The sequence below is a fragment of the Magnetospirillum sp. SS-4 genome (assembly GCF_902729425.1).
Classification (GTDB): domain Bacteria; phylum Pseudomonadota; class Alphaproteobacteria; order Rhodospirillales; family Magnetospirillaceae; genus Phaeospirillum.
The window spans coordinates 1-20,406 of sequence record NZ_CACVCH010000053.1 but is presented as its reverse complement, the minus strand read 5'-3'; the positions used below and the strand labels follow the sequence as shown (position 1 = coordinate 20,406).

Genomic DNA, 20,406 nt, shown 5'->3' with positions numbered 1-20,406 from the left:
CCCCCTATTCGGCGGCCAGGGCCCGCGAGATCACCAGCCGCTGGATGTCGCTGGTGCCCTCGTAGATTTGACAGACCCGGACGTCACGGTAGATGCGCTCCACCGGGAAGTCAGCAAGATAACCGTATCCGCCGTGAATCTGAATGGCGTCCGAGCAGACCCGCTCCGCCATTTCGCTGGCGAACAGCTTGGCCATGGACGCCTCCTTCAGGCAAGGCCGGCCGCAATCGCGCAGATGGGCGGCGTGCAGGACCAGTTGCCCGGCCGCCTCGATGCGGGTCGCCATGTCGGCCAGACGGAAGGCCACCGCCTGATGCTCGATGATCGGCTTGCCGAACTGGCGGCGCTCCTTGGCGTAGGAAAGCGCGTGTTCGAAGGCGGCGCGGGCCATCCCCACCGATTGGGCGGCGATGCCGAGACGGCCGCCCTCCAGGTTGGCCAGGGCGATTCGCAGGCCCTCGCCCTCGCCGCCCAATCGGCACGATGCCGGCACCCGCATGTCCTCGAAGGCGAGCTGGCAGGTGTCGGACAGGTGCTGGCCCAGCTTGTCCTCGATTCGCACCACGGTGAAGCCGGGGGTGTCGGTGGGCACGATGAAGGCGGAAATGCCCTTCTTGCCGGCGGCGGGGTCGGTGACGGCGAAGACGATGGCGACCTGGCCGTTCCTGGCGGTGCTGATGAACTGCTTGGCGCCGGTGATGACGTAGTGGTCGCCATCCCGGACCGCCCGGGTGCGGATCGAGGCGGCATCCGAGCCGGCCTCGGGCTCGGTCAGGCAGAAACAGCCGATCCATTCGCCGCGCGCCATCGGCTTCAAAAAGCGGTGCTTCTGCTCCTCGGTGCCGAAATTCAGGATCGGAACGCAGCCGACCGAATTATGGACGCTCATGATGGTGGAGACCGGGCCGCAGCCGGCGGCGATCTCCATCACCGCCATGACGTAGGCGACGTAATCGGTGCCGGCGCCGTCCCATTCCGGCGGCACCACCATGCCCATGAAGCCCAGTTCCCCCATCTCGGCCAACGCCTCGGACGGAAACAGGTGCTCGCGGTCCCAGGCGGCGGCAAAGGGGGCCAGCCTGTCGCGGGCGAAGTTCCGCGCCATGTCGCGGATCAGGCCCTGTTCCTCGGTGGCGATCATGGCAGTTCGACCATCAGGGCGGTAGCCTCGCCGCCGCCGATGCACAAGGACGCCACGCCGCGCTTCAACCCGTATTGCTTCAGCGCCGCCAGCAGGGTGACGACGATGCGGGCGCCCGAGGCGCCGATGGGATGGCCCAGCGCGCAAGCGCCGCCATGGACGTTGACCCGTTCGTGATCCAGTTTGAGGTCGTGCATGGCCGCCATGGCGACCACGGCGAAGGCCTCGTTGATCTCCCACAGATCGACGTCGCCGGCCTTGCAGCCGACCTTGTCCAGCAGCGCCCTGATCGCGCCCACCGGGGCGGTGGTGAACAGATTGGGCGCCTGGGCGAAGTTGGAATGCCCCAGGATGGTGGCCAGCGGCGCCAGACCAAGCCTCTCGGCCTCGCTCCGGCGCATCAGCACCAGGGCAGCGGCACCATCGGAAATGGAGGATGAATTGGCCGCCGTCACGGTGCCGCCCTCGCGAAATGCCGGTTTCAGGGTTGGGATCTTGTCGGGCTGGGCCTTGCCCGGCTGCTCGTCGATGGCGATCACCGTGTCGCCCTTGCGCCCCTTGATGCTGACCGCCGCGATCTCGGCTTTGAACGAGCCGTCGGCCGACGCCTTCTGGGCGCGGGCCAGCGAGGCCAGGGCGAAGCTATCCTGGGCCTCGCGGGTGAATTTGTAGGAATCGGCGCATTCCTCGGCGAAGGTGCCCATCAGGCGGCCCCGGTCATAGGCATCCTCCAGCCCGTCGAGGAACATGTGGTCCAGCACCCGGCCGTGGCCCAGGCGATAGCCGCCCCTGGCCCTGTCCAGCAGATAGGGCGCGTTGGACATGCTTTCCATGCCGCCGGCCACCATCACCCGGGCAGTTCCCGCCACCAGCAGGTCGTGAGCCAGCATGGCCGCCTTCATGCCCGAACCGCAGACCTTGGAGATGGTGGTGCAGCCGGTGGCAAGCGGCAGCCCGGCCCCCAACGCTGCCTGACGCGCCGGCGCCTGACCCACGCCGGCCGGCAGGACGCAGCCCATGAACACCTCGTCCACCTGATCGGGCGCTATGCCGGCGCGTTCCACCGCCGCCCGGATGGCGACGGCGCCCAGTTCGGGGGCGGCGAGGCCCGACAACTCGCCCTGGAAGCCGCCCATGGGAGTGCGGGCGGCGCCGACGATGACGATGGGATCAGCGGTGGTCATGGGAACGGTCCTTTGCCGGTTTGCAGCGATTTTGATAGACTGGGCTCATCATCGACGGAGTATCGTCATGCGACAGCCCCCCAAGCTCGACGAGGTCATCGCCATCCTGAGGGAGCACGAGGATTTCTACCGCGCCAAGGGGGTGACGCGGATGGCGGTGTTCGGTTCGGTGGCCCGCGGCGATTCCGGCCCGGACAGCGACGTCGATCTGGTGATCGATTACGATCCGGAATCCCGCTTCAGTCTGCTCACTCTGTGCGGTGTCCAGAATGAAACGTCCGACTGGTTGGGACGCAAGGTCGACATGCTGACATGGGATGGTCTCAATCCAAGGCTTGGCCGCAGGGTGAGGAAGGAAGCCGCCGATGTCTTTTGACGGGAAGGAGCGTGCTCTCCAGCGCGTGGCCGATATCCTGGACTCCATAGCCGAAATCGACGGCTTCATCGGCGAGGCCGCCAAGCATCTCGCCCCCGGCATCGAAGACCGTTTTCCCGAGATACCCTGGCGCGATATCCGGTCCATGCGGGACCGGATCATGCACGAGTATGGTTCGATCAATCCCAGGCTGGTCTGGAGGATTGCCACCACCGACCTCGCTCCTCTCCGTGACGCCCTGACCGCCGAGCGGGACTTCCTCACTTCATGTTGAAGATGATGGTCTTCTTGTGGGTGAAGTGCTCCAGCATGGATTCCAGCGAGGCCTCGCGCCCCAGGCCCGAGGTCTTGACCCCGCCATAGGACAGGGCAGGCTGCACCACCAGGTTCTGGTTGACCTGGACGAAGCCGGCCTCCAGCCGCCGGGTGGCGTCCATGGCGAGCTTGAGGTCGCAGGTCCAGATGGAGGCGGCAAGACCGTATTCGGAATCGTTGGCCTGACTGATGACCTCTTCGTAATCGGTCCACTTGATGACGGCGCAGACCGGCCCGAAGATCTCTTCCTGGCAGATGCGGTCGGTATTCCTCACCCCGGTGAAGATGACCGGCTGGACGAACCGGCCCTTGGCCAACTTGGGATCGGTCGGCATGGCGGAACAGGTGATCCTGGTGGCCCCCTTGGTCTCCTCGCCCAGCTTGATGTACGAGCGGACCCGCTCCAGCTGGGCGTCGGAGACGATGGTGCCGATATCGGTCTTCTCGTCCAGCGGATCGCCCATCACCATGGCATCGACCTTGGCCTTCACCCTGGCGACGAACTCGTCATGGATGGATTCGTGGACGAACAGGCGCGAACTGGCGGTGCAGCTCTGGCCCTGGCGGGTGAAGCGCATGCCGGCCAGGGCGCCGGCCACCGCCTGATCCATGTCGGCGTCGGCGCAGACGATCATCGGGCTCTTGCCGCCCAGTTCCAGGGTGACGGGGATCAGCTTCTCGGCCGCCGCCTTGTAGACGATGCGGCCGGTCTCGACGCTGCCGGTGAAGCTCACCTTCCTGACGTCGGGATGCTCGACCAGCGGCGCGCCGCATTCCGGGCCGAAGCCCGACAGCATGTTGAACACGCCCGGCGGCAGCACGGTGTTCATGATCTCGGCGACGCGCAGCACCGTCAGCGGTGCCTCTTCCGCCGACTTCACCACCACGGCATTGCCGGCCACCAGGGCGGCGGCGGCCTTCATGGCCATCAGCAGCAGCGGCACGTTCCACGGAATGATGCAGGCGACCACGCCCACCGGCTCGCGCACCGTCATGGTCAGCATGTCCGGGTTGAAGGGGATGGTCTCGCCCTTCAGCTCGCTGCCCAGCCCGCCGAAAAAAGTGAACATGTCGGCCAGCACCCCGGCCTCGATGCGGCTTTCGGTCCTGAGCGCCTTGCCGGTCTCCAGGGCGACCAGCCGGCCCAGTTCCTCGACATGGGCGGTCAGCACCCGGCCGCATTCGGCCACCAGCTTGCCCCGCGCCCTGGCCGACAGCTTGGCCCAATCCTTTTGCGCCGCCTTGGCCGAGGCGACGGCGGCGTCGACATCGGCCCTGGTGCCGAAGGCGGCGGCGCCGATCACCGCCCCGGTGGCGGGATTGTCGACGTCGAAGGTCCCGCCGCCAGCGGCCGCGACGAAGGCCCCGCCGATGAGGTGCTTGCCCGACAACGCCCTGGCCAGCGTGAAGGGATCGAGTTCCGGAGTGATGGTCATGGCGTCAGGCCCTCTTGTCTTGAATGACGATGCCGTCGTTGGGCAGGGTGCCGGGAGGGGTGAAGGTCACCTCGGCCCTCAGCTTGCACAGGGTCTGGAAGGACTGGCGGATGGCCGAGGCCAGCGCCTCGCCGTCCTGGCCGCTTTCCACCGCAAGGGTCAGCGCGTCGCTGTCGCCGGCCCTGTCGACCACCAGCCGGGCGCGGATCAGCTCGGGATGGCGCCGGACGACCTCGGCGATCTGGCGGGGATGAATGAACATGCCCTTGACCTTGGTGGTCTGGTCGGCGCGTCCCATCCATCCCCTGAGGCGCATGTTGGTGCGCCCGCACGGGCTTTGCCCCGGCATCACCGCCGACAGGTCGCCGGTGGCGAAGCGGATCAGGGGATAGTCGGGATTGAAGGTGGTGACCACCACCTCGCCGACCTCGCCCAGGCCCACCGGATCATCGGTGCCGGGGCGAACGATCTCGACGATGACGCCCTCGTCGACGATCAATCCCTCGCGCGCGGCGCTTTCATAGGCGATCAGGCCGAGATCGGCGCTGGCGTAGCACTGGGTGACCTCGACGCCCAGATCCTTCAACCCCTGGCGCAACGCAGGCGGCAACGCCTCGCCCGAGACGCAGGCCTTGGTCAGCGACGAGTGGTCCAAGCCCATCTCCTCAGCCTTTTCCAGGATGATCTTCAGAAAGGACGGCGTACCCCCGTAGCCGTCGGGACGAAGGTCGGCCACCGCCCTGGCCTGGCTCTCGGTATTGCCGGTGCCGGCGGGAAACACCGGACACCCCAGGGCGTGGGCGGCGGTCTCGAACATCACCCCACCGGGAGTGAAGTGATAGGAAAAGCAATTGTGCATCAGCTCGCCCCGGCGAAAGCCGGCGGCGAACAGGGCGCGGGCGATCCGCCACCAATCGTTGTCCCAGCCTTCGGGATCGTAGATGGGACCGGGCGAGACGAAGACGCGGCGCAATTCGCTCCTGGGCACGCTGATCAGCGAGGCGAACGGCGGATCGGCCTGCTGCCGCTCGATCAGGTCGGACTTGCGCAGCACCGGCAGGCGGGCCAGCGCGGCCCGGTCGACGACCGTTTCCGGATCGATGCCGGCCAGCGACGCGGCGAAGGCGGGGGAATCGGCCTTGGCCAGCGCCACCTGTTCGGGCAGCGCCGCGAACAGCGAGGTTTCGCGCTCGTCGGCCGAGCGGACTTCCAGGGAATCGTAGAATTCCGCCATCACAGCCACCGCTTGCGGCGCTTGTAGGATTTCAGGTTCTTGAACGATTTCCGCTCCTTGTCGCCGCCCAGATAGAATTCCTTGACGTCTTCGTTGTTGACGAGGTCGTCCCTGGCGCCGTCCAGCACGATCTTGCCCGATTCCATGATGTAGCCGAATTCGGCGATCTTGAGCGCCATGCGGGCGTTCTGCTCGACCAGCAAGATGGTGATGCCGGTATCCCGGCACAGGGTCTCGATGATGCCGAACACCTCCTTGACCAGCAGCGGCGACAATCCCATGGAGGGCTCGTCCAGCAAGATCATCTTGGGGCGCGCCATCAGGGCGCGGCCGATGGCCAGCATCTGCTGCTCGCCGCCCGACAGATAGCCGGCCAGACCGGTGCGTTCCTTGAGACGGGGGAAATAGTCGAACACCATGTCGATATCCTTGCGGATGGCGGCATTGCCATCCTTGCGGGTAAAGCCGCCAAGCCGCAGATTCTCGATGACGGTCATGTCCTCGATGATGCGGCGCCCCTCCATCACCTGGAAGATGCCGCGCCGCACGATCTCTTCCGGCGAGCGGTTGGCGATCTCCTCGCCCATGAAGGTGATATTGCCCCGCGTGACCTCGCCGTCCTCGGTTCCCAGCAGGCCGGAAATCGCCTTCAGCGTGGTGGACTTGCCGGCGCCGTTCGGTCCCAGCAAGGTGACGATGCGGCCCTTGGGCACGTCGAGGCTGACGCCCCGCAGCACCAGGATGACGTCGTCATAGACCACTTCGATGTTGTTGACCGAGAGCAGGATCTCTTCGGGGGCAAGCTTGACGGCGGGTTCGCCCATGGGACTCTCCGGAAACAAAGAATGCGGGGAACGGCGCGCGGCCGCCCCCCGCCCGCATGCGCCGCTTACCAGCCCAGCCATTCCTTGCGGCGGGGAATCTCGGCGGTGAACAGTTGCTTCATCCCGATGGCGCCGCCCTTGGTCGAGGCCTGATAGACCTTGACGGTGGTGGTGCCGCGATGGTCGTCGCCGGTCCAGGTCGACGGCAGGCAGACGCCTTCCAGTCCGGCCGGAACCTTGTCCTTCATGCCTTCCATCGCCTTCTTGATGTTGGGGCCGGTGATGCCGCCGGCCTTGGCGGCGGCCTCCATGGCTTCCTTCATGTAGAAGACCGAGCAGACGGCGCGGACGTAGTGAACCGGCCGGGCCTCGGCGCCGCTGGGATCGGAAACCTTGGAAATCTCCTTGACCAGGGCCATGCCAGGAACCGAATCGGCCCAGGTCGCGGCACCCACCACCCAGACGAGGCCGTGGGCGGCATCGCCGGCGGTTTTCAGCGAGCCCTCGTCGGTGCCCCAGATATTGGCCAGGAACTGGACGTTGACGCCCACCGTCTCGCACGACTTCAAGAGCGAGATGGTCGAACCCGAGGTGTTGGCCAGATAGGCGTAATTGGCGCCGGATTCCTTCAACGACAGGCACTGGGCCTTGAAGTCGCCGGGCTTCAGCGAATACTGGATCTCGTTCAGCACATCGAAGCCCAGTTCCTTGGCATAGGCGCCGCAGGCCTGCTTGGGGGCGTTGGGATAGGGATGGTTGTCGCCCATGTGGACGTATTTGGGCTTGCCCGCGCCGCCCTTCTTCTTCCAGTCGGCGGCGGCCCACTGGACCAGACCGCGGCAGGCGTCGGAATAGCTGGGGCCGTAGAAGAAGTTGTAGGGCGCGCCCTTGACCGAGGTCTTGCCCTGCGGATCGGTCAGATGGCCGGAATAGGATGCCGAGAAGTAGGGGATCTCGTCCTTGGCGACGTTGCTGATCAGCGCCTCGGTGTCGCCGGTGCCCCAGCCCTGGATGGCCACGGCCTTGTCGGACCCGGTCAGCTTCTTGTAGGCGGCCATGGCGCGCGGCACTTCATAGGCGTAGTCGACGGTCTCGAAGATGATCTTCTTGCCGGCGATGCCGCCCTTGGAATTGATGTAGTTCATGGCGTCGGCGATGCCCTGGCCGTAGGGCTTGCCCACCGACGAGGTGGCGCCGGTATAGTCGGCGATGTGGCCGACCAGGATGCCGTCGGCGGCCGAGGCCGAGCCGGCGGTGACGACGGCGGCCATGGCGGCGCCGGCAAGCAGAACCTTCTTCATTGCGTTATTCCTCCCAGTGTGTCGTGTCGCGAAAGCCCCGATGACGTTGTTGTTGTTGGTTCAGTAAGAGAACGGGTACAGCTTCCAGTAGGACTTGATCAGACGCCAGCGATGGACAAGTCCATCGGGCTCGAAGATCAGGAACAGCACGATGGCGAGGCCGATGGCGGCCTCCTTCAGATAGGCGAGCGCGCTGGTCAGCGCCGGAATGTCGCCGGTGAAATGCTTGATGGTGCTGACGGTGCCCTCGGTGGCCTCGGGCAGCAGCACCATGAAGGCGGTGCCCATCAGGGTGCCCATCACCGAGCCCATGCCGCCGATGATGATCATCCCCAGGAACTGGATCGACAGCAGGATGGTGAAGCCCTCGGCCGAGACATAGCCGAGATAGTGGCCGTACAGCGCCCCGCCGATGCCAGCGTAGAACGACGAGATGCCGAACGACAGGATGCGGTACTTGGTGAGGTTGATGCCCATCACCTCGGCCGACAGATAGTGGTCGCGCACCGCCACGAAGGCGCGGCCGTCGCGGGTGCGCAGCAGGTTGGTGCCCAGCAGGTACATGATCACCAGGAAGAACAGCACCACGTAGAAGAAGCCCCGGTCGCCGCTGATCTCGTAGCCCAGCACGTTGATGGGATTGGCCTGGGCCCCCGAGGACCCGCCGGTGAACCAGTTGGCCCGCGAGAAGAAGTCCTCCAGGATGAATTGCGAGGCGAAGGTGGCGATGGCGAGGTACAGGCCCTTCAGGCGGCCGGCGGGAATGCCGAACAGCAACCCCAGCAGGGTGGTCATGACGCCAGCCAGCGGAATCGCCAGCAGCACCGGAATGCCGAACTTGTTGTTGAGCCAGGCCGAGGCGAAGGCGCCGAAGCCGAAGAAGGCGGCGTGTCCCAGCGAGATCTGGCCGGTGGAGCCCACCAGGATGTTGAGCCCCAGCGCGGCGATGCCGTAATAGCCGATCTGGATCAGGATCGAGAGCACGTAATTGGAGGCGACCAGCGGCACCATCAGGGCGACGGCCACCCCGACGACGCACCAGTTGCGCGACGCCGGCGTCAGGAAGATGGTGGTGTCGGCCCCGTAGCTGGTCTTGTACTGGCCGCAGGGAATGAGGCTGCTGGAAATCATCGCCTTAGACCCTTTCGATGGTCTTGGTGCCGAACAGGCCGTAGGGCTTGATCATCAGGATGATGACCAGCACGTAGAACGGCGCCACCGTGTAGAGATTGCCGACATGCAGGTACTGGCCGTCCACGTATTCGGCCATGTTCTCCAGCAGGCCGATGATCAGTCCGCCGACAATGGCGCCGACGATCGAATCGAGCCCGCCGACGATCACCGCCGGAAACACCTTGATGCCGAAGAACGACAGGGCCGACGACACGCCGTTGACCATGCCCACCACCACGCCGGCCAGGGCCGAGACCATGGCCGAGATGGCCCAGGCCATGGCGAAGACGGTCTTGACCGAAATTCCCAGGCTTTGCGCCACCTGCTGGTTGAAGGCGGTCGCCCGCATGGCGAGCCCCATGCGCGAGTATTTGAAGAACCAGGCGAACAGCCCCATGATCACCACCGAGACCACCAGGCTCATCAGATAGGCCGGCTGGACCTGAAGCCCCAGGATGTTGACCGACTTCACCGGGAAGATTTCCGGAAAGGGTTGCGGCCACACCCCGAAGATGGATTTCATCACCGCCTGGAAGAAGATGGACAGGCCGATGGTGACCATGATCACCGAAATCACCGGCTCGCCGATCAGGGGCCGCAGCACCACGATCTGCAACACGATGCCGAACGCCATCATGAACAGGAAGGTCAGCGGAAAGGCCGCCCAGAACGGCAGTTCCATGCTGGTGACCATCCACCAGCATGTCCAGGCGCCGATCAGCAGGAATTCGCCCTGGGCGAAGTTCACCACCTGGGTGGATTTGTAGATCAGCACGAAGCACATGGCGACGACGCCGTACAGCGTGCCGACGATGACGCCGTTGACCATGAGCTGGAACAGCAGGCTGGATTCCATGGCGGGGCTCCTACTCGGCGGCGATCTGGTGGGCGGGGGGCGCAAGCAGGGTGACCACCTTCAGCTCGGTCTTGATGCGCGACGTCGAACCGTCCTGGAAGGTGATGACGGCATCCACCGGCACCATCTCGCGGCCGCCGTAGACCGCGTCGATGATGTCGCCGTACTTGTCGTTGATGACGCCGCGTCGGACCTTGCGGGTGCGGGTCAACTCGCCGTCATCAGCGTCCAGTTCCTTGTAGAGCAGCAGGAACTTGCGGATTCGCTGCGGCTCGGGCAGCGTCTGGTTCACCTTCTCCACCTCGGCGGTCAGCAGCTGATAGACCTGGGGCTGCGCCGACAGATTGGTATAGTTGGTGAAGCTGATCCCCTTGGCCTCGGCCCATTTGGCGACGATGGAAAAGCGGATGCAGATCAGCGCCGACAGATAGGGCTTGGCGTCGCCCAGGATCACCGCCTCGGCGATGAAGGGCGAGAACTTCAGCTTGTTCTCGATGAATTGCGGCGAGAACCGCACCCCGAGCCCGGTGGTGGCCAGATCCTTGATGCGGTCGATGACCACCAGGTGCCCGTTCTCCTTCTTGATGTAGCCGGCGTCGCCGGTCCTCAGCCAATCGCCATCCACCAGATCGGCCTTGCTGGCCTCGGGGTTCTTGTAATAGCCGGTGAACATGCCGTCGGTGGTGGCGACGATCTCGCCGACACCATTGGAATCGGGATTGTCGATCCTGAGCCGGGCATCGTCGAACGGCACGCCCACCGAGTCGAAATCGATGTCGCCCTCGCGATGAACGGTGTAGGCGCCGGCCAGTTCGGTCTGGCCGTAGATCTGGCGCAGCGGCACCCCCATGGCCAGGAAGAAGCGGAAGGTGTCGGGGCCCAGCGCCGCGCCGCCGGTGGCCGCCGAACGCAGGAACGAGAATCCGATGCGGTCGCGAAGCGCCGAGAACAGGATAATGTCGGCCAGTTTCGACCGTCGCCCCTGGTCCAGCGCCTTCATGCCGAGCTTCATGCCCAGATCGAACATCCACTGCTTGAACCGGGTGGAATCCATCATGCGGGCCCGCACGTCGGCGGCGATGGCCTCCCACATCCTGGGCGCCAGCAAGATGAAATTGGGGCCGATCTCGCGCATGTCGGCCATCATCGTCTCGGGCTCCTCGACGAAATTGACGACGTTGCGGCAGACCAGCGGCTGGGCGACCGCGTAGATCTGTTCCATGATCCAGGGCAGCGGCAGCACCGAGACGTAATTGTCGCCGGCCCGCTTGGGATCGGCGCGCAAGTATGCGGTGGCGTGGCGCAGGAAGGCGCCGGCCTGCAACATGGCCAGCTTGGGATTGGCGGTGGTGCCCGAGGTGGTGCACAAAATCGCAACGTCGTCGCCCTTGCCCCGGGCCACCTCCTCCTCGAACAGGGACGGATGCGCCTCCAGCCGGCCGGCGGCCATGGCCCGCAGGTCCTCGGCCGAGATCAGGCGGGCGTCCTTGTACTTGCGCATGCCGCGCGGGTCGAAATAGACGATGTGACGCAGATGCGGAACCTCGTCCGAGATTTCCAGCAGCTTGTCCACCTGCTCCTCGTCCTCGGCCAGCACGGTGGTGGCGCCGGTATAGGTCAGCAGATAGGCGACCTCGTTGTTCATGGAATCGTGATAGATGCCCACGGACAGGGCGCCCAGCGCGTGGGCCGCCACCTCGCCCCAGATGCTTTCCGGGCGGTTCTTGCCCAGGATGGCGACCACGTCGCCGCGCTTGACTCCAAGCGCGTGCATGCCGACCGCCAGGGTCTTGACCCGGCCCAGGTAATCGGCCCAGGTGAAGCTGTTCCAGATGCCGAATTCCTTCTCGCGCATGGCGATGTCGCCGGGCCAGCGGGCGGCGTTGTGGATCAGCGCCTTCGGGAAGGTGTCGTGGACGGAGGCGTCGAGGTATTCGGTCATTGTTGTTGTCCCTCAGACGCCGGGCACGAACTCCGTTCGCTTGGCTTTCGCGCCACGAGGCGCGCCGGCCGTCGGCCGCAACTCCCTTCGGTCGGGGTGTTGTGTCCCTCGGACGCCGGGCTGGCGAAGACCATCTCCATCACGCCACCTTCTCCCCGTTTTCCGCCTCGTCGTCGTCGATGCCGAGATAGGCGACCTTGACCCGCTCGTTGGCCATGACCTCGTCGGGCAGCCCCTCGGCGATCTTGCGGCCGAATTCCAGCACCATCACCCGGTGGCTGATGTCCATGACCACGCCCATGTCGTGCTCGATCATCACCACCGTCATGCCCCATTCCTCGTTCAGGTCGACGATGTAGCGGGCCATGTCCTCCTTCTCTTCCAGGTTCATGCCGGCCATGGGTTCGTCCAGCAAGATGATGGAGGGCTCAACCGCCATGGCGCGGGCCAGTTCCACCCGCTTCCGGAGGCCATAGGGCAAGGTGCCGGCCACCGCCTTGCGGATATGGGCGATTTCCAGGAAATCGATGATGTCCTCGACCTTGCGGCGGTGGGCCAGTTCTTCCTTGCGGGCGCCGCTCAGCCAGTACAGCGCCCCGGTAAGCGCGTTGTTGCCGAGCAGGTGGTGGCGGCCGACCATGATGTTGTCCAGCACGGTCATATGGCCGAACAGCGCCAGATTCTGGAAGGTGCGACCCAGGCCCAGGGTGGCGCGGACATTGGGGGTGAGGTCGGTGACGTCGCGGCCGTTCAGCAGCACGCGGCCGGAATTGGGCCGGTAGCGGCCGGAGATGCAGTTCAGCATCGAGGTCTTGCCGGCGCCGTTGGGGCCGATGATGGAGAACAGTTCCCCCGTCCTCACCTCGAAACCCACCTCGGTCAGCGCCCGCACGCCGCCGAAACCCAGCGACACGTCGCGCACTTCGAGCACGGGGGATACTGACTCGGACATCAGCCTTGCTCCTGGACCGGGCCGGCGCAAGGGCCGGCCGCGTTTCTCACCCTGTGGCGACCCCTCTTTGGCGGGGGTTCGCCTTGAAAACGAGCATACGTTTTTTTAATTGGGGCGCAAGTGAGTTCACGCCCTGCCGCGCAGCAAATGGATGATGGCGGAGAAGTCGAGCCCCCCCTCGCCGCCGCCCACCATCATGGAATAAAGCTGGGCCGCCTCACCGCCCAGCGGCACGGCGGCACCGGCCACGCCGGCCGCCTCCACCGCCAGCTTCAGGTCCTTCAGCATCATGGCGGCGGTGAAGCCGGCCTTGTAGTCGCGATTTGCCGGCGAGGTCGGCACCGGTCCCGGCACCGGGCAATAGGTGGTCATGGACCAGCACTGCCCCGACGATTTCGAGGCGATGTCGAACAGCTTCTGGGCGTCCAGGCCCAGTTTCTCGGCCAGGGCGAAGGCCTCGCAGGTGCCGATCATCGAGATGCCCAGCAGCATGTTGTTGCAGATCTTGGCCGCCTGGCCGTTGCCGGGACCGCCGGCATGGACGATGGTCTTGCCCATGGCCTCCAGGAACGGCCGCGCCCACTCGAACGCCGCGTCGTGACCGCCGACCATGAAGGTCAGCGTTCCGGCCTCGGCACCGCCGACCCCGCCCGATACCGGGGCATCGACCATGGCATGGCCGGCCGCTTCGGCCTCGCCCGACAGCAGGCGGGCGGTGGCGACGTCGATGGTCGAGGAATCGATGAACAGGGTTCCCTTGCGGGCGGCGGCGAACGTGCCGGCCTCGCCCAGCATCACCGCCCTGACGTGGCTTCCGGCCGGCAGCATCGAGACCACCACGTCGGCCTCGCGGGCGGCGTCCGCCGCCGTGGCGCAGGCGGCGGCGCCGGCATCCGCCGCCGCCTTGCGGGCGGCGTCCGACAGGTCGAAGGCCCTGACCGCGTGTCCCGCCTTCAGCAGGTTGCGCATCATCGGCGCGCCCATGTTGCCCAGACCGATGAAACCGACGCTCGCCATCCGCATCTCCCTTGTTATCCCGTCAGCGCGCGGCCGACGATCACCCGCATGATCTCGTTGGAGCCTTCGAGAATCTGGTGCACCCGCAGGTCCCGCAGATAGCGCTCGATGGGATATTCCTTGATGTAGCCGTAGCCACCGTGCAGTTGCAGCGCCGCATCCACCACCTGGAAACCGATATCGGTGGCCATGCGCTTGGCCATGGCGCAGTGCACCGTGGCCTCGGATGACTTGCGGTCAAGCGAGTCGGCGGCGCGGTGGATCATCAGCCGCGCCGCGTCCAGTTCGGTCGCCATGTCGGCCAGACGGAACTGGGTGGCCTGGAACGAGGCGATGGCCTGCCCGAATTGCCGGCGCTGCCCGGTATAGTCGATGGCCAGTTCCAGGCAGCGCCGCGCGCCCCCCAGCGAACAGGCCCCGATATTGATGCGGCCGCCGTCGAGGCCCTTCATGGCGATCTTGAAGCCCTCGCCCTCCGGCCCGATGCGGTTGGCGACCGGCACGCGGCAATCCTCGAAGATCACCGAGGCGGTGGGCTGGCTTTTCCAGCCCAGCTTCTTTTCCTGCTTGCCGAACGACAGGCCGGGGGCGCCGGCCTCGACCACCAGGCAACTGATGCCCTTTGGGCCGGGGCCGCCGGTGCGCACCATCACCACATAGACGTCCGAGCGCCCGCCGCCGGAAATGAATGCCTTGCTGCCGTTCAGGATGTAATGGTCACCGTCGCGGTCGGCCCGCGTCCGCAGGGCGGCCGCGTCGGACCCCGCGCCGGGCTCGGTCAGGCAATAGCTGGCGAAGCGGCGCATGGCGGCGAGGTCGGGCAGAAAGCGGCGGCGCTGCTCGTCGGTGCCGAAGCTGTCGATCATCCAAGACGCCATGTTGTGGATCGAGATGTAGGCGGCGGTGGACGGACAGGCGGCGGCCAGTTCCTCGAAGATCAGGGCGGCGTCGAGCCGGCTCAGTTGCGATCCGCCGACGTCGTCCCTGACGTAAATTCCGGCGAAGCCCAGTTCGGCCGCCTTGCGCAAGGTGTCTTCGGGAAAGATGGACTCGTCGTCCCACAGCGCGGCATGGGGCGCCATCTCGCCCATGGCGAAATCCCGCGCGGCGCGACGAAAGGCCTCCTGATCGCCTGACAGGCCGAAATCCATGCTTGTCCATCCCTGGCCCCGGACTCTGACGGCCCGGTTGATAACCACCGGCCAAACCCGCCGGACGGTATCGGCTTAGCACATCGGGCCGATGGCGTCCACATTCTGTATACGACGCAGTATGATTTTGTGTGCATGAAACCGATACGGCTTAGACATAATATTGTCGGCATGTATAATGCCGACCGGATGCGCGGGAGAGGCGGACGGCACCATGAGCGAACGGAAACGACCGGCGACACGGGCGGAGGAAATCCGCCAAGCCATCGAGAAGGACATCTTCCAGGGCGCGCTCCGGCCGGGCTCGCGCCTGGACGAGGAAAGCCTCGCCGCCCGGTTCGGGCTGTCGCGCACCCCGGTGCGCGAAGCCATCTTGCAACTGGTCCATTCGGGACTGGTGGTGAAGCGGCCGCGCCAGGGCGCGGTGGTGGCCCCGCTCGACCTGCACCGCATGGTCCAGATGTTCGAGGTGATGAGCGAGATCGAGGGATTGTGCGCCCGCTTCGCCGCCCGGCGCATGTCGCCCGAGGAAAAGACCCGGCTGGCGGAGATGCACGGCAAGGCGGCGCAATTGTGCGAGGCCCGCGATCTCGATGAGTATTACGCGGTCAACCGCGCCTTCCACGACGCCATCTACGACGGCAGCCACAACGACGTTCTGAAGGACATGGCGCGCTCGCTGTTCGCCCGCCTCGCCCCCTATCGCCGCTATCAGCTCAACCACCCCCAGCGGGTCGAGGGCAGCTTCGGCGAGCATGGCGAAGTGGTGGCGGCCATCACCGCCGCCGATCCCGACCGCGCCCAAGCCGCCATGCGCAAGCACGTCACCATCCAGGCCGATATCTTCGCCGAATTCGTGTCCATCATGGCGTGATATTGTATCCATTAATCCACGTTCATGGATACAATATGATGGAATCCCGACGACATCCGTGCTATCGCGACAGGGTCGCCGACGCGGAGCGGGAGAAACACCATGCAGGGCAATCTGTTCGAGCTGTTCCGGTCGCGCTTTCCCGCCGACCGCTCGCGCCCCTTCATCGAAATCCCCGGCGGCGCCATCCTGAGCTATGGCTGGCTTGAATCCACCTCGGCCCGCTTCGCCAACGCCCTGGCGGCGGCCGGCGCACGGCCCGGCGACCGGGTGGCGGCGCAGTTGGACAAGTCGGCCGAGGCGGTGGCGCTCTATCTCGCCTGCCTTCGGGCCGACGCCATCCTGCTGCCGCTGAACACCGCCTATCAGGCGGACGAACTGGACTATTTCCTGTCCGACGCCGCCCCGACGGTGGTGGTCTGCCAGCCCCACCGCCGCGCCGAGTTGGAGGGGCTGGCGGTCAAGGCCGGCATCTCCGCCCGGGTCCTGACCCTGGGGGCCGAGGGCGACGGCACCCTGCCCGAGCTTGCCGCCGGCCAGCCCGCCGACGTCGCGCCATCCTCGCGGGGCGGCGACAACATCGCCGCCATCCTCTATTCGTCGGGCACCACCGGACGCCCCAAGGGCGCCATGATGAGCCACGCCAACCTGGCCAGCAACGCCCTGACCCTGCACGAATTGTGGGGGTTCCGGCCCGACGACGTGCTGTTGCATTGCCTGCCGATCTTCCACACCCACGGGCTGTTTGTGGCCATCAATTGCGTGCTGCTGAACGGCACCGCCATGATCTTCTGTCCCAAATTCGACGCAGAGCAAGCCATCGGCCTGCTTGGTCGCGCCACCGTGTTCATGGGGGTCCCGACCTTCTACACCCGTCTGGTCGCCAGCCCCGACCTGACGCCCGCGGCCTGCCGCTCCATGCGGCTGTTCATCTCGGGCTCGGCGCCGCTGCTGGAGGAGACCTTCAACGTCTTCAGGGACAAGACCGGCTTCACCATCCTGGAACGCTACGGCATGACCGAGGGCGGCATGTTCACCTCGAACCCGCTCGACGGCGAGCGCCGGGCCGGAACGGTGGGCTTTCCGCTGCCCGACGTGGAACTGCGCGTTACCGGCGAGGACGGCCGCGTCCTGCCCCGGGGCGAGGTCGGCATCATCGAGGTCAGGGGGCCGAATATCTTCAAGGGCTACTGGAACATGCCCGACAAGACCAAGGCCGAGTTCACCGCCGACGGCTTCTTCAAGTCGGGCGACGTCGGCGTCATCGACGACAGGGGATATGTCTCCATCGTCGGCCGCGCCAAGGATCTGATCATCTCGGGCGGCTACAACGTCTATCCCAAGGAGGTCGAGGACGCCATCGACCGCATGGCGGGCGTGGTGGAATCCGCCGTGATCGGCATGCCGCACCCGGATTTCGGCGAAGCCGGCCTCGCCGTCGTCGTCGCCGCTCCCGGCGCCGCGCTGACCCCGGACGGGGTGATCGGCTCGCTGAAGGGGAGACTGGCCAATTACAAGGTGCCCAAGCAGGTGGTGCTGGTGAAGGACCTGCCCCGCAACGCCATGGGCAAGGTGCAAAAGAACGTGCTGCGCGATTCATATGCCGGGATGTGGAAGGCCAATCTGTGATGTCGTCGGAAATCCATTTCGAACGCCAGGGGCGCCTGGGTCGCATCGTCCTCGACCGGCCCAAGGCCTTGAACGCCCTGACGCTGGATCAGATTCACCTCATGCATCCCCGGCTGGAGTCCTGGGCCGCCGACCCGGATGTCGTCTGCGTGGTGATCGAGGGGGCCGGCGACAAGGCGTTCTGCGCCGGCGGCGACATCAAGATGCTCCACGAGGCCTGCAAGGCCGGCGACTTGGCCTATGTTTCATCGTTCTATCGCGACGAATACCGCCTCAACCGCCGCATCAGGACCATGCCCAAGCCCTATGTCGCGCTGATCGACGGCATCGTCATGGGCGGCGGCGTCGGTGTTTCCGTGCACGGGCGATATCGCGTCGCGACCGAGCGCACCCTGTTCGCCATGCCCGAAACCGGCATCGGCTTCTTCCCCGACGTCGGCGGCAGCCATTTCCTGCCGCACCTGCCGGGAGAGATCGGCCTGTATCTCGGCCTGACCGGGGCGCGGCTGAAGGCCGCCGACGCCCTGCATGTGGGCGTCGCCACCCATTACGTCGCCAGCGAGCGGATCGATGCCCTGCGCGAGGCGCTGTCCGAGGCCCGCGACGCGGCCGAAATCCAAGCTACCCTGGCCGGCTTCGCCCAGGACCCCGGTCCGGCGCCGCTGGACGGCCGGCGCGCCCTGATCGACCGCTGTTTCGGCCACGACAGTCTTGCCGGGGTGATGGCGGCGCTGGCCGCCGAAACCGATCCCTTCGCGGCCGAGACCATGACCACCCTCGGGGCCAAGTCGCCCCACCTGCTGGCCGTCAGCTTCGAGATGATCCGGCGCGGCCGCGCCCTGTCGTTCGACGACTGCATGCGCATGGAATTCCGTCTCGCCCTCGGGCTGGCGCCGGCCCACGATTTCGTGGAGGGCATCCGCGCGCTGCTGATCGACCGCGACAACAGGCCATCCTGGCGCGAGGCGGGCAGCGAGGCCGAGGTGCTGGCGGCGTTCGACCGGGCGCCCGATTGCGGTGATTTGAGTTTCTGAAAGGCAGACGCATGAATATCGACGGATTGGCCGCCATCGTCACCGGCGGCGGCTCGGGCCTCGGTCAGGCCACCGCCCGCGCCCTGGCCGGGGCCGGGGCCAAGGTGACGGTGCTCGACATCGATTCCGCCAAGGCAGAAGCCACCGCCCGCGAGATCGGCGGCGTCGGCGCCGGCTGCGACGTCGCCGACGAGGCCTCGACCATCGCGGCGCTGGCCAGGGGACGCGCCGCCCATGGCCCGGCCCGTGTCTGCGTCAACTGCGCCGGGGTGGTGACGCCGGGCAAGGTGGTCGGCCGCAAGGGGCCGATGCCGCTGGAGACCTTCGCCCGGGTGGTGCAGGTCAACCTGATCGGCACCTTCAACGTCATGCGCCTCGCCGCCGCCGACATGGCCGGGCTGGAACCGTTGGAGGGACTCGAGCGCGGCGTCATCGTCAACACCGCCTCGATCGCCGCCTGGGACGGTCAGATCGGCCAATGCGCCTATGCCTCGTCCAAGGGCGGCGTGGCGGCGCTGTCGCTGCCGGCGGCGCGCGAACTGGCGCCGCTGGGCATCCGGGTGATGGCGCTGGCGCCGGGCTACATGGAGACCCCCATGCTGGCCGGCATGCCCGACGAGGTGATGGAGGGGCTGGTGGCCTCGACCCTGTTTCCCCATCGCCTGGGCCGGCCCGAGGAATTCGCGAAGATGGTGCTGGCCATCATCGACAATCCCATGCTGAACGGCAGCGCCATCCGGCTGGACGGCGCCGTCAGGATGCCGCCGCAATAAAGCGCGCGGAGCGGAACGGCGGCACTGTCCCGGCCCGTCATGGACTTGCCATAATTTCAGGGAAAATGGCGGGCGTTGAACCGTAACCGAACCTTCGTTTGAAGGTTCGACCCCATGGATTTATTCAATGCCCACCGTCACCGACCGAGTATTCCAGGCCATGAGCCCCCATCACGACGACATCTGCCATTGCCCCCATTGCGGCCGCCGCACCCGCCATTCGATCGTGCGGGAACGAGTGGTGGCGCCGGTGCTGTGGTGCCTGTCTTGCTTTCGCACCCGGATCGAGGGCGACGATCACCCCAGGTCGATGGTCTCGATCTCGGACGGCTCGATGGCCCAGGGCACGAAGGTGCGGGAGACGCGGGCGAAGCGCTCGGGAGCGTCGGTGGCGAGGTAGCGGACCGAGCCGGGAGGACCGTCCGGAGCGCAAAGCCGGCGCAAGGCCAGCAGATCCTCCAGCACCATGGCGGTGGTGGTGGCCGAATCCACCACCGCGACGCCGGGGCCGAGCAGGCGGTGGAACAGCGGCGTCAGCGCCGGAAAATGGGTGCAGCCCAGCAGCAGGCAATCGGCGGCGTCGGGACCGCTGAACAGCGGGTCGAGATAATGGCGGGCGATCTGCTCGGCGATGGGGCCGTCGACCATGCCTTCCTCCACCATGGACACGAACAGCGGACACGCCAGTTGGGTCACCCGGGCATTGGGACGCGAATGCAGGATGGAACGCAGATAGGTTCCAGCCTGCACCGTGCTTTCGGTGGCGCCGACGACGATGCGGCCATGGGCCGAGGCGGCGGCGGCGGCGGCGGCGCCCGGTTCGACCACGCCGATCACCGGCAGGCCGGGAAACTCGGCCCGCAGAACGTCGAGCGCATGGGCGGACGAGGTGTTGTCGGCCACCAGCAGCGCCTTGATGCCGAACGACACCAGCCGCCGCGATGCCTCCAGCGCATAGGCCGCCACCGTCTGGGCGCTCTTGGTGCCATAGGGCAGGCGGGCGGTATCGCCCAGATAGATCAGCGATTCCGCAACCAGACGCTCGCGAACCGCCTTCAGGACCGTCAAGCCGCCGACGCCGGAATCGAATATTCCGATCGGCAGGCGCCGAATGTCGCCCATCGAAGAACCCCCGTTGCCCCGGACAGGTTCTAACCTTGGCGAGAACGCGGAGCAACCCATAATACCGGAGCC

Annotated in this window: 19 protein-coding genes; 6 read left to right on the top strand and 13 right to left on the bottom strand. The window is 66.2% G+C overall.

Features of this window, described 5'->3' with window-relative positions; all coding sequences use genetic code 11:
- Positions 1-4 precede the first annotated feature (4 nt).
- Both MTBSS4_RS08895 and MTBSS4_RS08890 read right to left on the bottom strand, forming a co-directional pair.
- The gene (locus MTBSS4_RS08895) at positions 5-1,141 is read right to left on the bottom strand and encodes an acyl-CoA dehydrogenase (protein WP_173983048.1); all 1,137 of its coding nucleotides are present in this window, start codon (positions 1,139-1,141) and stop codon (positions 5-7) included.
- Positions 1,138-2,325, bottom strand: a complete 1,188-nt coding sequence (locus tag MTBSS4_RS08890) for an acetyl-CoA C-acetyltransferase (RefSeq protein WP_173983047.1) — start codon at positions 2,323-2,325, stop codon at positions 1,138-1,140. Before MTBSS4_RS08890 ends, MTBSS4_RS08895 begins: the two co-directional genes overlap by 4 nt.
- A 67-nt stretch (positions 2,326-2,392) precedes the next feature.
- On the opposite strand from MTBSS4_RS08890, the gene MTBSS4_RS08885 reads away from it, so the two are divergent.
- Both MTBSS4_RS08885 and MTBSS4_RS08880 read left to right on the top strand, forming a co-directional pair.
- Positions 2,393-2,701 carry a nucleotidyltransferase family protein gene (locus tag MTBSS4_RS08885; RefSeq protein ID WP_173983046.1) on the top strand — a complete coding sequence of 103 codons (309 nt, stop codon included), beginning with the start codon at positions 2,393-2,395 and terminating at the stop codon, positions 2,699-2,701.
- Positions 2,691-2,975 carry a DUF86 domain-containing protein gene (locus MTBSS4_RS08880; protein WP_173983045.1) on the top strand — a complete coding sequence of 95 codons (285 nt, stop codon included), beginning with the start codon at positions 2,691-2,693 and terminating at the stop codon, positions 2,973-2,975. Before MTBSS4_RS08885 ends, MTBSS4_RS08880 begins: the two co-directional genes overlap by 11 nt.
- On the opposite strand, the gene MTBSS4_RS08875 is transcribed toward MTBSS4_RS08880, so the two are convergent.
- The 10 genes from MTBSS4_RS08875 to MTBSS4_RS08830 form a co-directional block, all read right to left on the bottom strand.
- Positions 2,962-4,452 carry an aldehyde dehydrogenase family protein gene (locus MTBSS4_RS08875; RefSeq protein ID WP_173983044.1) on the bottom strand — a complete coding sequence of 497 codons (1,491 nt, stop codon included), beginning with the start codon at positions 4,450-4,452 and terminating at the stop codon, positions 2,962-2,964. The two genes, MTBSS4_RS08880 and MTBSS4_RS08875, sit on opposite strands and share 14 nt — an antisense overlap.
- 4 nt (positions 4,453-4,456) lie before the next feature.
- Positions 4,457-5,686, bottom strand: a complete 1,230-nt coding sequence (locus tag MTBSS4_RS08870; protein ID WP_173983043.1) for a phenylacetate--CoA ligase family protein — start codon at positions 5,684-5,686, stop codon at positions 4,457-4,459.
- Positions 5,686-6,510: an ABC transporter ATP-binding protein gene (locus MTBSS4_RS08865; RefSeq protein ID WP_173983042.1), complete on the bottom strand. Its 825-nt coding sequence runs from the start codon at positions 6,508-6,510 to the stop codon at positions 5,686-5,688. Before MTBSS4_RS08865 ends, MTBSS4_RS08870 begins: the two co-directional genes overlap by 1 nt.
- A gap of 65 nt (positions 6,511-6,575) precedes the next feature.
- Positions 6,576-7,811 (bottom strand): ABC transporter substrate-binding protein, encoded by a 1,236-nt coding sequence (locus MTBSS4_RS08860; RefSeq protein WP_173983041.1) that lies wholly within the window; start codon positions 7,809-7,811, stop codon positions 6,576-6,578.
- A gap of 60 nt (positions 7,812-7,871) precedes the next feature.
- Complete coding sequence (locus MTBSS4_RS08855) at positions 7,872-8,942, bottom strand: branched-chain amino acid ABC transporter permease (protein ID WP_173983040.1); 1,071 nt, start codon at positions 8,940-8,942, stop codon at positions 7,872-7,874.
- 4 nt (positions 8,943-8,946) lie between these two features.
- On the bottom strand, positions 8,947-9,840 hold the full coding sequence (locus MTBSS4_RS08850; RefSeq protein ID WP_173983039.1) for a branched-chain amino acid ABC transporter permease: 894 nt from the start codon (positions 9,838-9,840) through the stop codon (positions 8,947-8,949).
- A gap of 10 nt (positions 9,841-9,850) precedes the next feature.
- Positions 9,851-11,782: a long-chain fatty acid--CoA ligase gene (locus MTBSS4_RS08845; protein WP_173983038.1), complete on the bottom strand. Its 1,932-nt coding sequence runs from the start codon at positions 11,780-11,782 to the stop codon at positions 9,851-9,853.
- Between the two features lie 139 nt (positions 11,783-11,921).
- On the bottom strand, positions 11,922-12,734 hold the full coding sequence (locus tag MTBSS4_RS08840; RefSeq protein WP_173983037.1) for an ABC transporter ATP-binding protein: 813 nt from the start codon (positions 12,732-12,734) through the stop codon (positions 11,922-11,924).
- Positions 12,735-12,860: 126 nt separating this feature from the next.
- Positions 12,861-13,751 carry a 3-hydroxyisobutyrate dehydrogenase gene (mmsB, locus tag MTBSS4_RS08835; protein WP_254432455.1) on the bottom strand — a complete coding sequence of 297 codons (891 nt, stop codon included), beginning with the start codon at positions 13,749-13,751 and terminating at the stop codon, positions 12,861-12,863.
- A gap of 14 nt (positions 13,752-13,765) precedes the next feature.
- Positions 13,766-14,902 carry an acyl-CoA dehydrogenase family protein gene (locus tag MTBSS4_RS08830; RefSeq protein ID WP_173983035.1) on the bottom strand — a complete coding sequence of 379 codons (1,137 nt, stop codon included), beginning with the start codon at positions 14,900-14,902 and terminating at the stop codon, positions 13,766-13,768.
- Between the two features lie 214 nt (positions 14,903-15,116).
- On the opposite strand from MTBSS4_RS08830, the gene MTBSS4_RS08825 reads away from it, so the two are divergent.
- The 4 genes from MTBSS4_RS08825 to MTBSS4_RS08810 all read left to right on the top strand — a co-directional run bounded on the left by MTBSS4_RS08825 (position 15,117) and on the right by MTBSS4_RS08810 (position 19,212).
- On the top strand, positions 15,117-15,776 hold the full coding sequence (locus MTBSS4_RS08825) for a GntR family transcriptional regulator (protein ID WP_173983034.1): 660 nt from the start codon (positions 15,117-15,119) through the stop codon (positions 15,774-15,776).
- A gap of 102 nt (positions 15,777-15,878) precedes the next feature.
- Complete coding sequence (locus tag MTBSS4_RS08820) at positions 15,879-17,405, top strand: malonyl-CoA synthase (RefSeq protein WP_173983033.1); 1,527 nt, start codon at positions 15,879-15,881, stop codon at positions 17,403-17,405.
- Entirely contained in the window at positions 17,405-18,439 is a 1,035-nt protein-coding gene (locus tag MTBSS4_RS08815; protein WP_173983032.1) for an enoyl-CoA hydratase/isomerase family protein, read from the top strand. The genes MTBSS4_RS08820 and MTBSS4_RS08815 overlap by 1 nt, the downstream gene beginning before the upstream one ends.
- An 11-nt stretch (positions 18,440-18,450) precedes the next feature.
- Entirely contained in the window at positions 18,451-19,212 is a 762-nt protein-coding gene (locus tag MTBSS4_RS08810; RefSeq protein ID WP_173983031.1) for an SDR family NAD(P)-dependent oxidoreductase, read from the top strand.
- Between the two features lie 297 nt (positions 19,213-19,509).
- Here the strand turns inward: MTBSS4_RS08810 and murI are convergent, their stop codons facing one another.
- Positions 19,510-20,334 (bottom strand): glutamate racemase, encoded by an 825-nt coding sequence (gene murI, locus MTBSS4_RS08805; protein WP_173983030.1) that lies wholly within the window; start codon positions 20,332-20,334, stop codon positions 19,510-19,512.
- Positions 20,335-20,406: the final 72 nt, after the last annotated feature.

Excerpts from the sequence above, each read along its gene's own strand:
- MTBSS4_RS08895 (WP_173983048.1), bottom strand. The coding sequence starts at position 1,141 with ATGATCGCCACCGAGGAACAGGGCCTGATCCGCGACATGGCGCGGAAC.
- MTBSS4_RS08890 (WP_173983047.1), bottom strand. The coding sequence starts at position 2,325 with ATGACCACCGCTGATCCCATCGTCATCGTCGGCGCCGCCCGCACTCCC.
- MTBSS4_RS08885 (WP_173983046.1), top strand. The coding sequence starts at position 2,393 with ATGCGACAGCCCCCCAAGCTCGACGAGGTCATCGCCATCCTGAGGGAG.
- MTBSS4_RS08880 (WP_173983045.1), top strand. The coding sequence starts at position 2,691 with ATGTCTTTTGACGGGAAGGAGCGTGCTCTCCAGCGCGTGGCCGATATC.
- MTBSS4_RS08875 (WP_173983044.1), bottom strand. The coding sequence starts at position 4,452 with ATGACCATCACTCCGGAACTCGATCCCTTCACGCTGGCCAGGGCGTTG.
- MTBSS4_RS08870 (WP_173983043.1), bottom strand. The coding sequence starts at position 5,686 with ATGGCGGAATTCTACGATTCCCTGGAAGTCCGCTCGGCCGACGAGCGC.
- MTBSS4_RS08865 (WP_173983042.1), bottom strand. The coding sequence starts at position 6,510 with ATGGGCGAACCCGCCGTCAAGCTTGCCCCCGAAGAGATCCTGCTCTCG.
- MTBSS4_RS08860 (WP_173983041.1), bottom strand. The coding sequence starts at position 7,811 with ATGAAGAAGGTTCTGCTTGCCGGCGCCGCCATGGCCGCCGTCGTCACC.
- MTBSS4_RS08855 (WP_173983040.1), bottom strand. The coding sequence starts at position 8,942 with ATGATTTCCAGCAGCCTCATTCCCTGCGGCCAGTACAAGACCAGCTAC.
- MTBSS4_RS08850 (WP_173983039.1), bottom strand. The coding sequence starts at position 9,840 with ATGGAATCCAGCCTGCTGTTCCAGCTCATGGTCAACGGCGTCATCGTC.
- MTBSS4_RS08845 (WP_173983038.1), bottom strand. The coding sequence starts at position 11,782 with ATGACCGAATACCTCGACGCCTCCGTCCACGACACCTTCCCGAAGGCG.
- MTBSS4_RS08840 (WP_173983037.1), bottom strand. The coding sequence starts at position 12,734 with ATGTCCGAGTCAGTATCCCCCGTGCTCGAAGTGCGCGACGTGTCGCTG.
- mmsB (WP_254432455.1), bottom strand. The coding sequence starts at position 13,751 with ATGGCGAGCGTCGGTTTCATCGGTCTGGGCAACATGGGCGCGCCGATG.
- MTBSS4_RS08830 (WP_173983035.1), bottom strand. The coding sequence starts at position 14,902 with ATGGATTTCGGCCTGTCAGGCGATCAGGAGGCCTTTCGTCGCGCCGCG.
- MTBSS4_RS08825 (WP_173983034.1), top strand. The coding sequence starts at position 15,117 with ATGAGCGAACGGAAACGACCGGCGACACGGGCGGAGGAAATCCGCCAA.
- MTBSS4_RS08820 (WP_173983033.1), top strand. The coding sequence starts at position 15,879 with ATGCAGGGCAATCTGTTCGAGCTGTTCCGGTCGCGCTTTCCCGCCGAC.
- MTBSS4_RS08815 (WP_173983032.1), top strand. The coding sequence starts at position 17,405 with ATGTCGTCGGAAATCCATTTCGAACGCCAGGGGCGCCTGGGTCGCATC.
- MTBSS4_RS08810 (WP_173983031.1), top strand. The coding sequence starts at position 18,451 with ATGAATATCGACGGATTGGCCGCCATCGTCACCGGCGGCGGCTCGGGC.
- murI (WP_173983030.1), bottom strand. The coding sequence starts at position 20,334 with ATGGGCGACATTCGGCGCCTGCCGATCGGAATATTCGATTCCGGCGTC.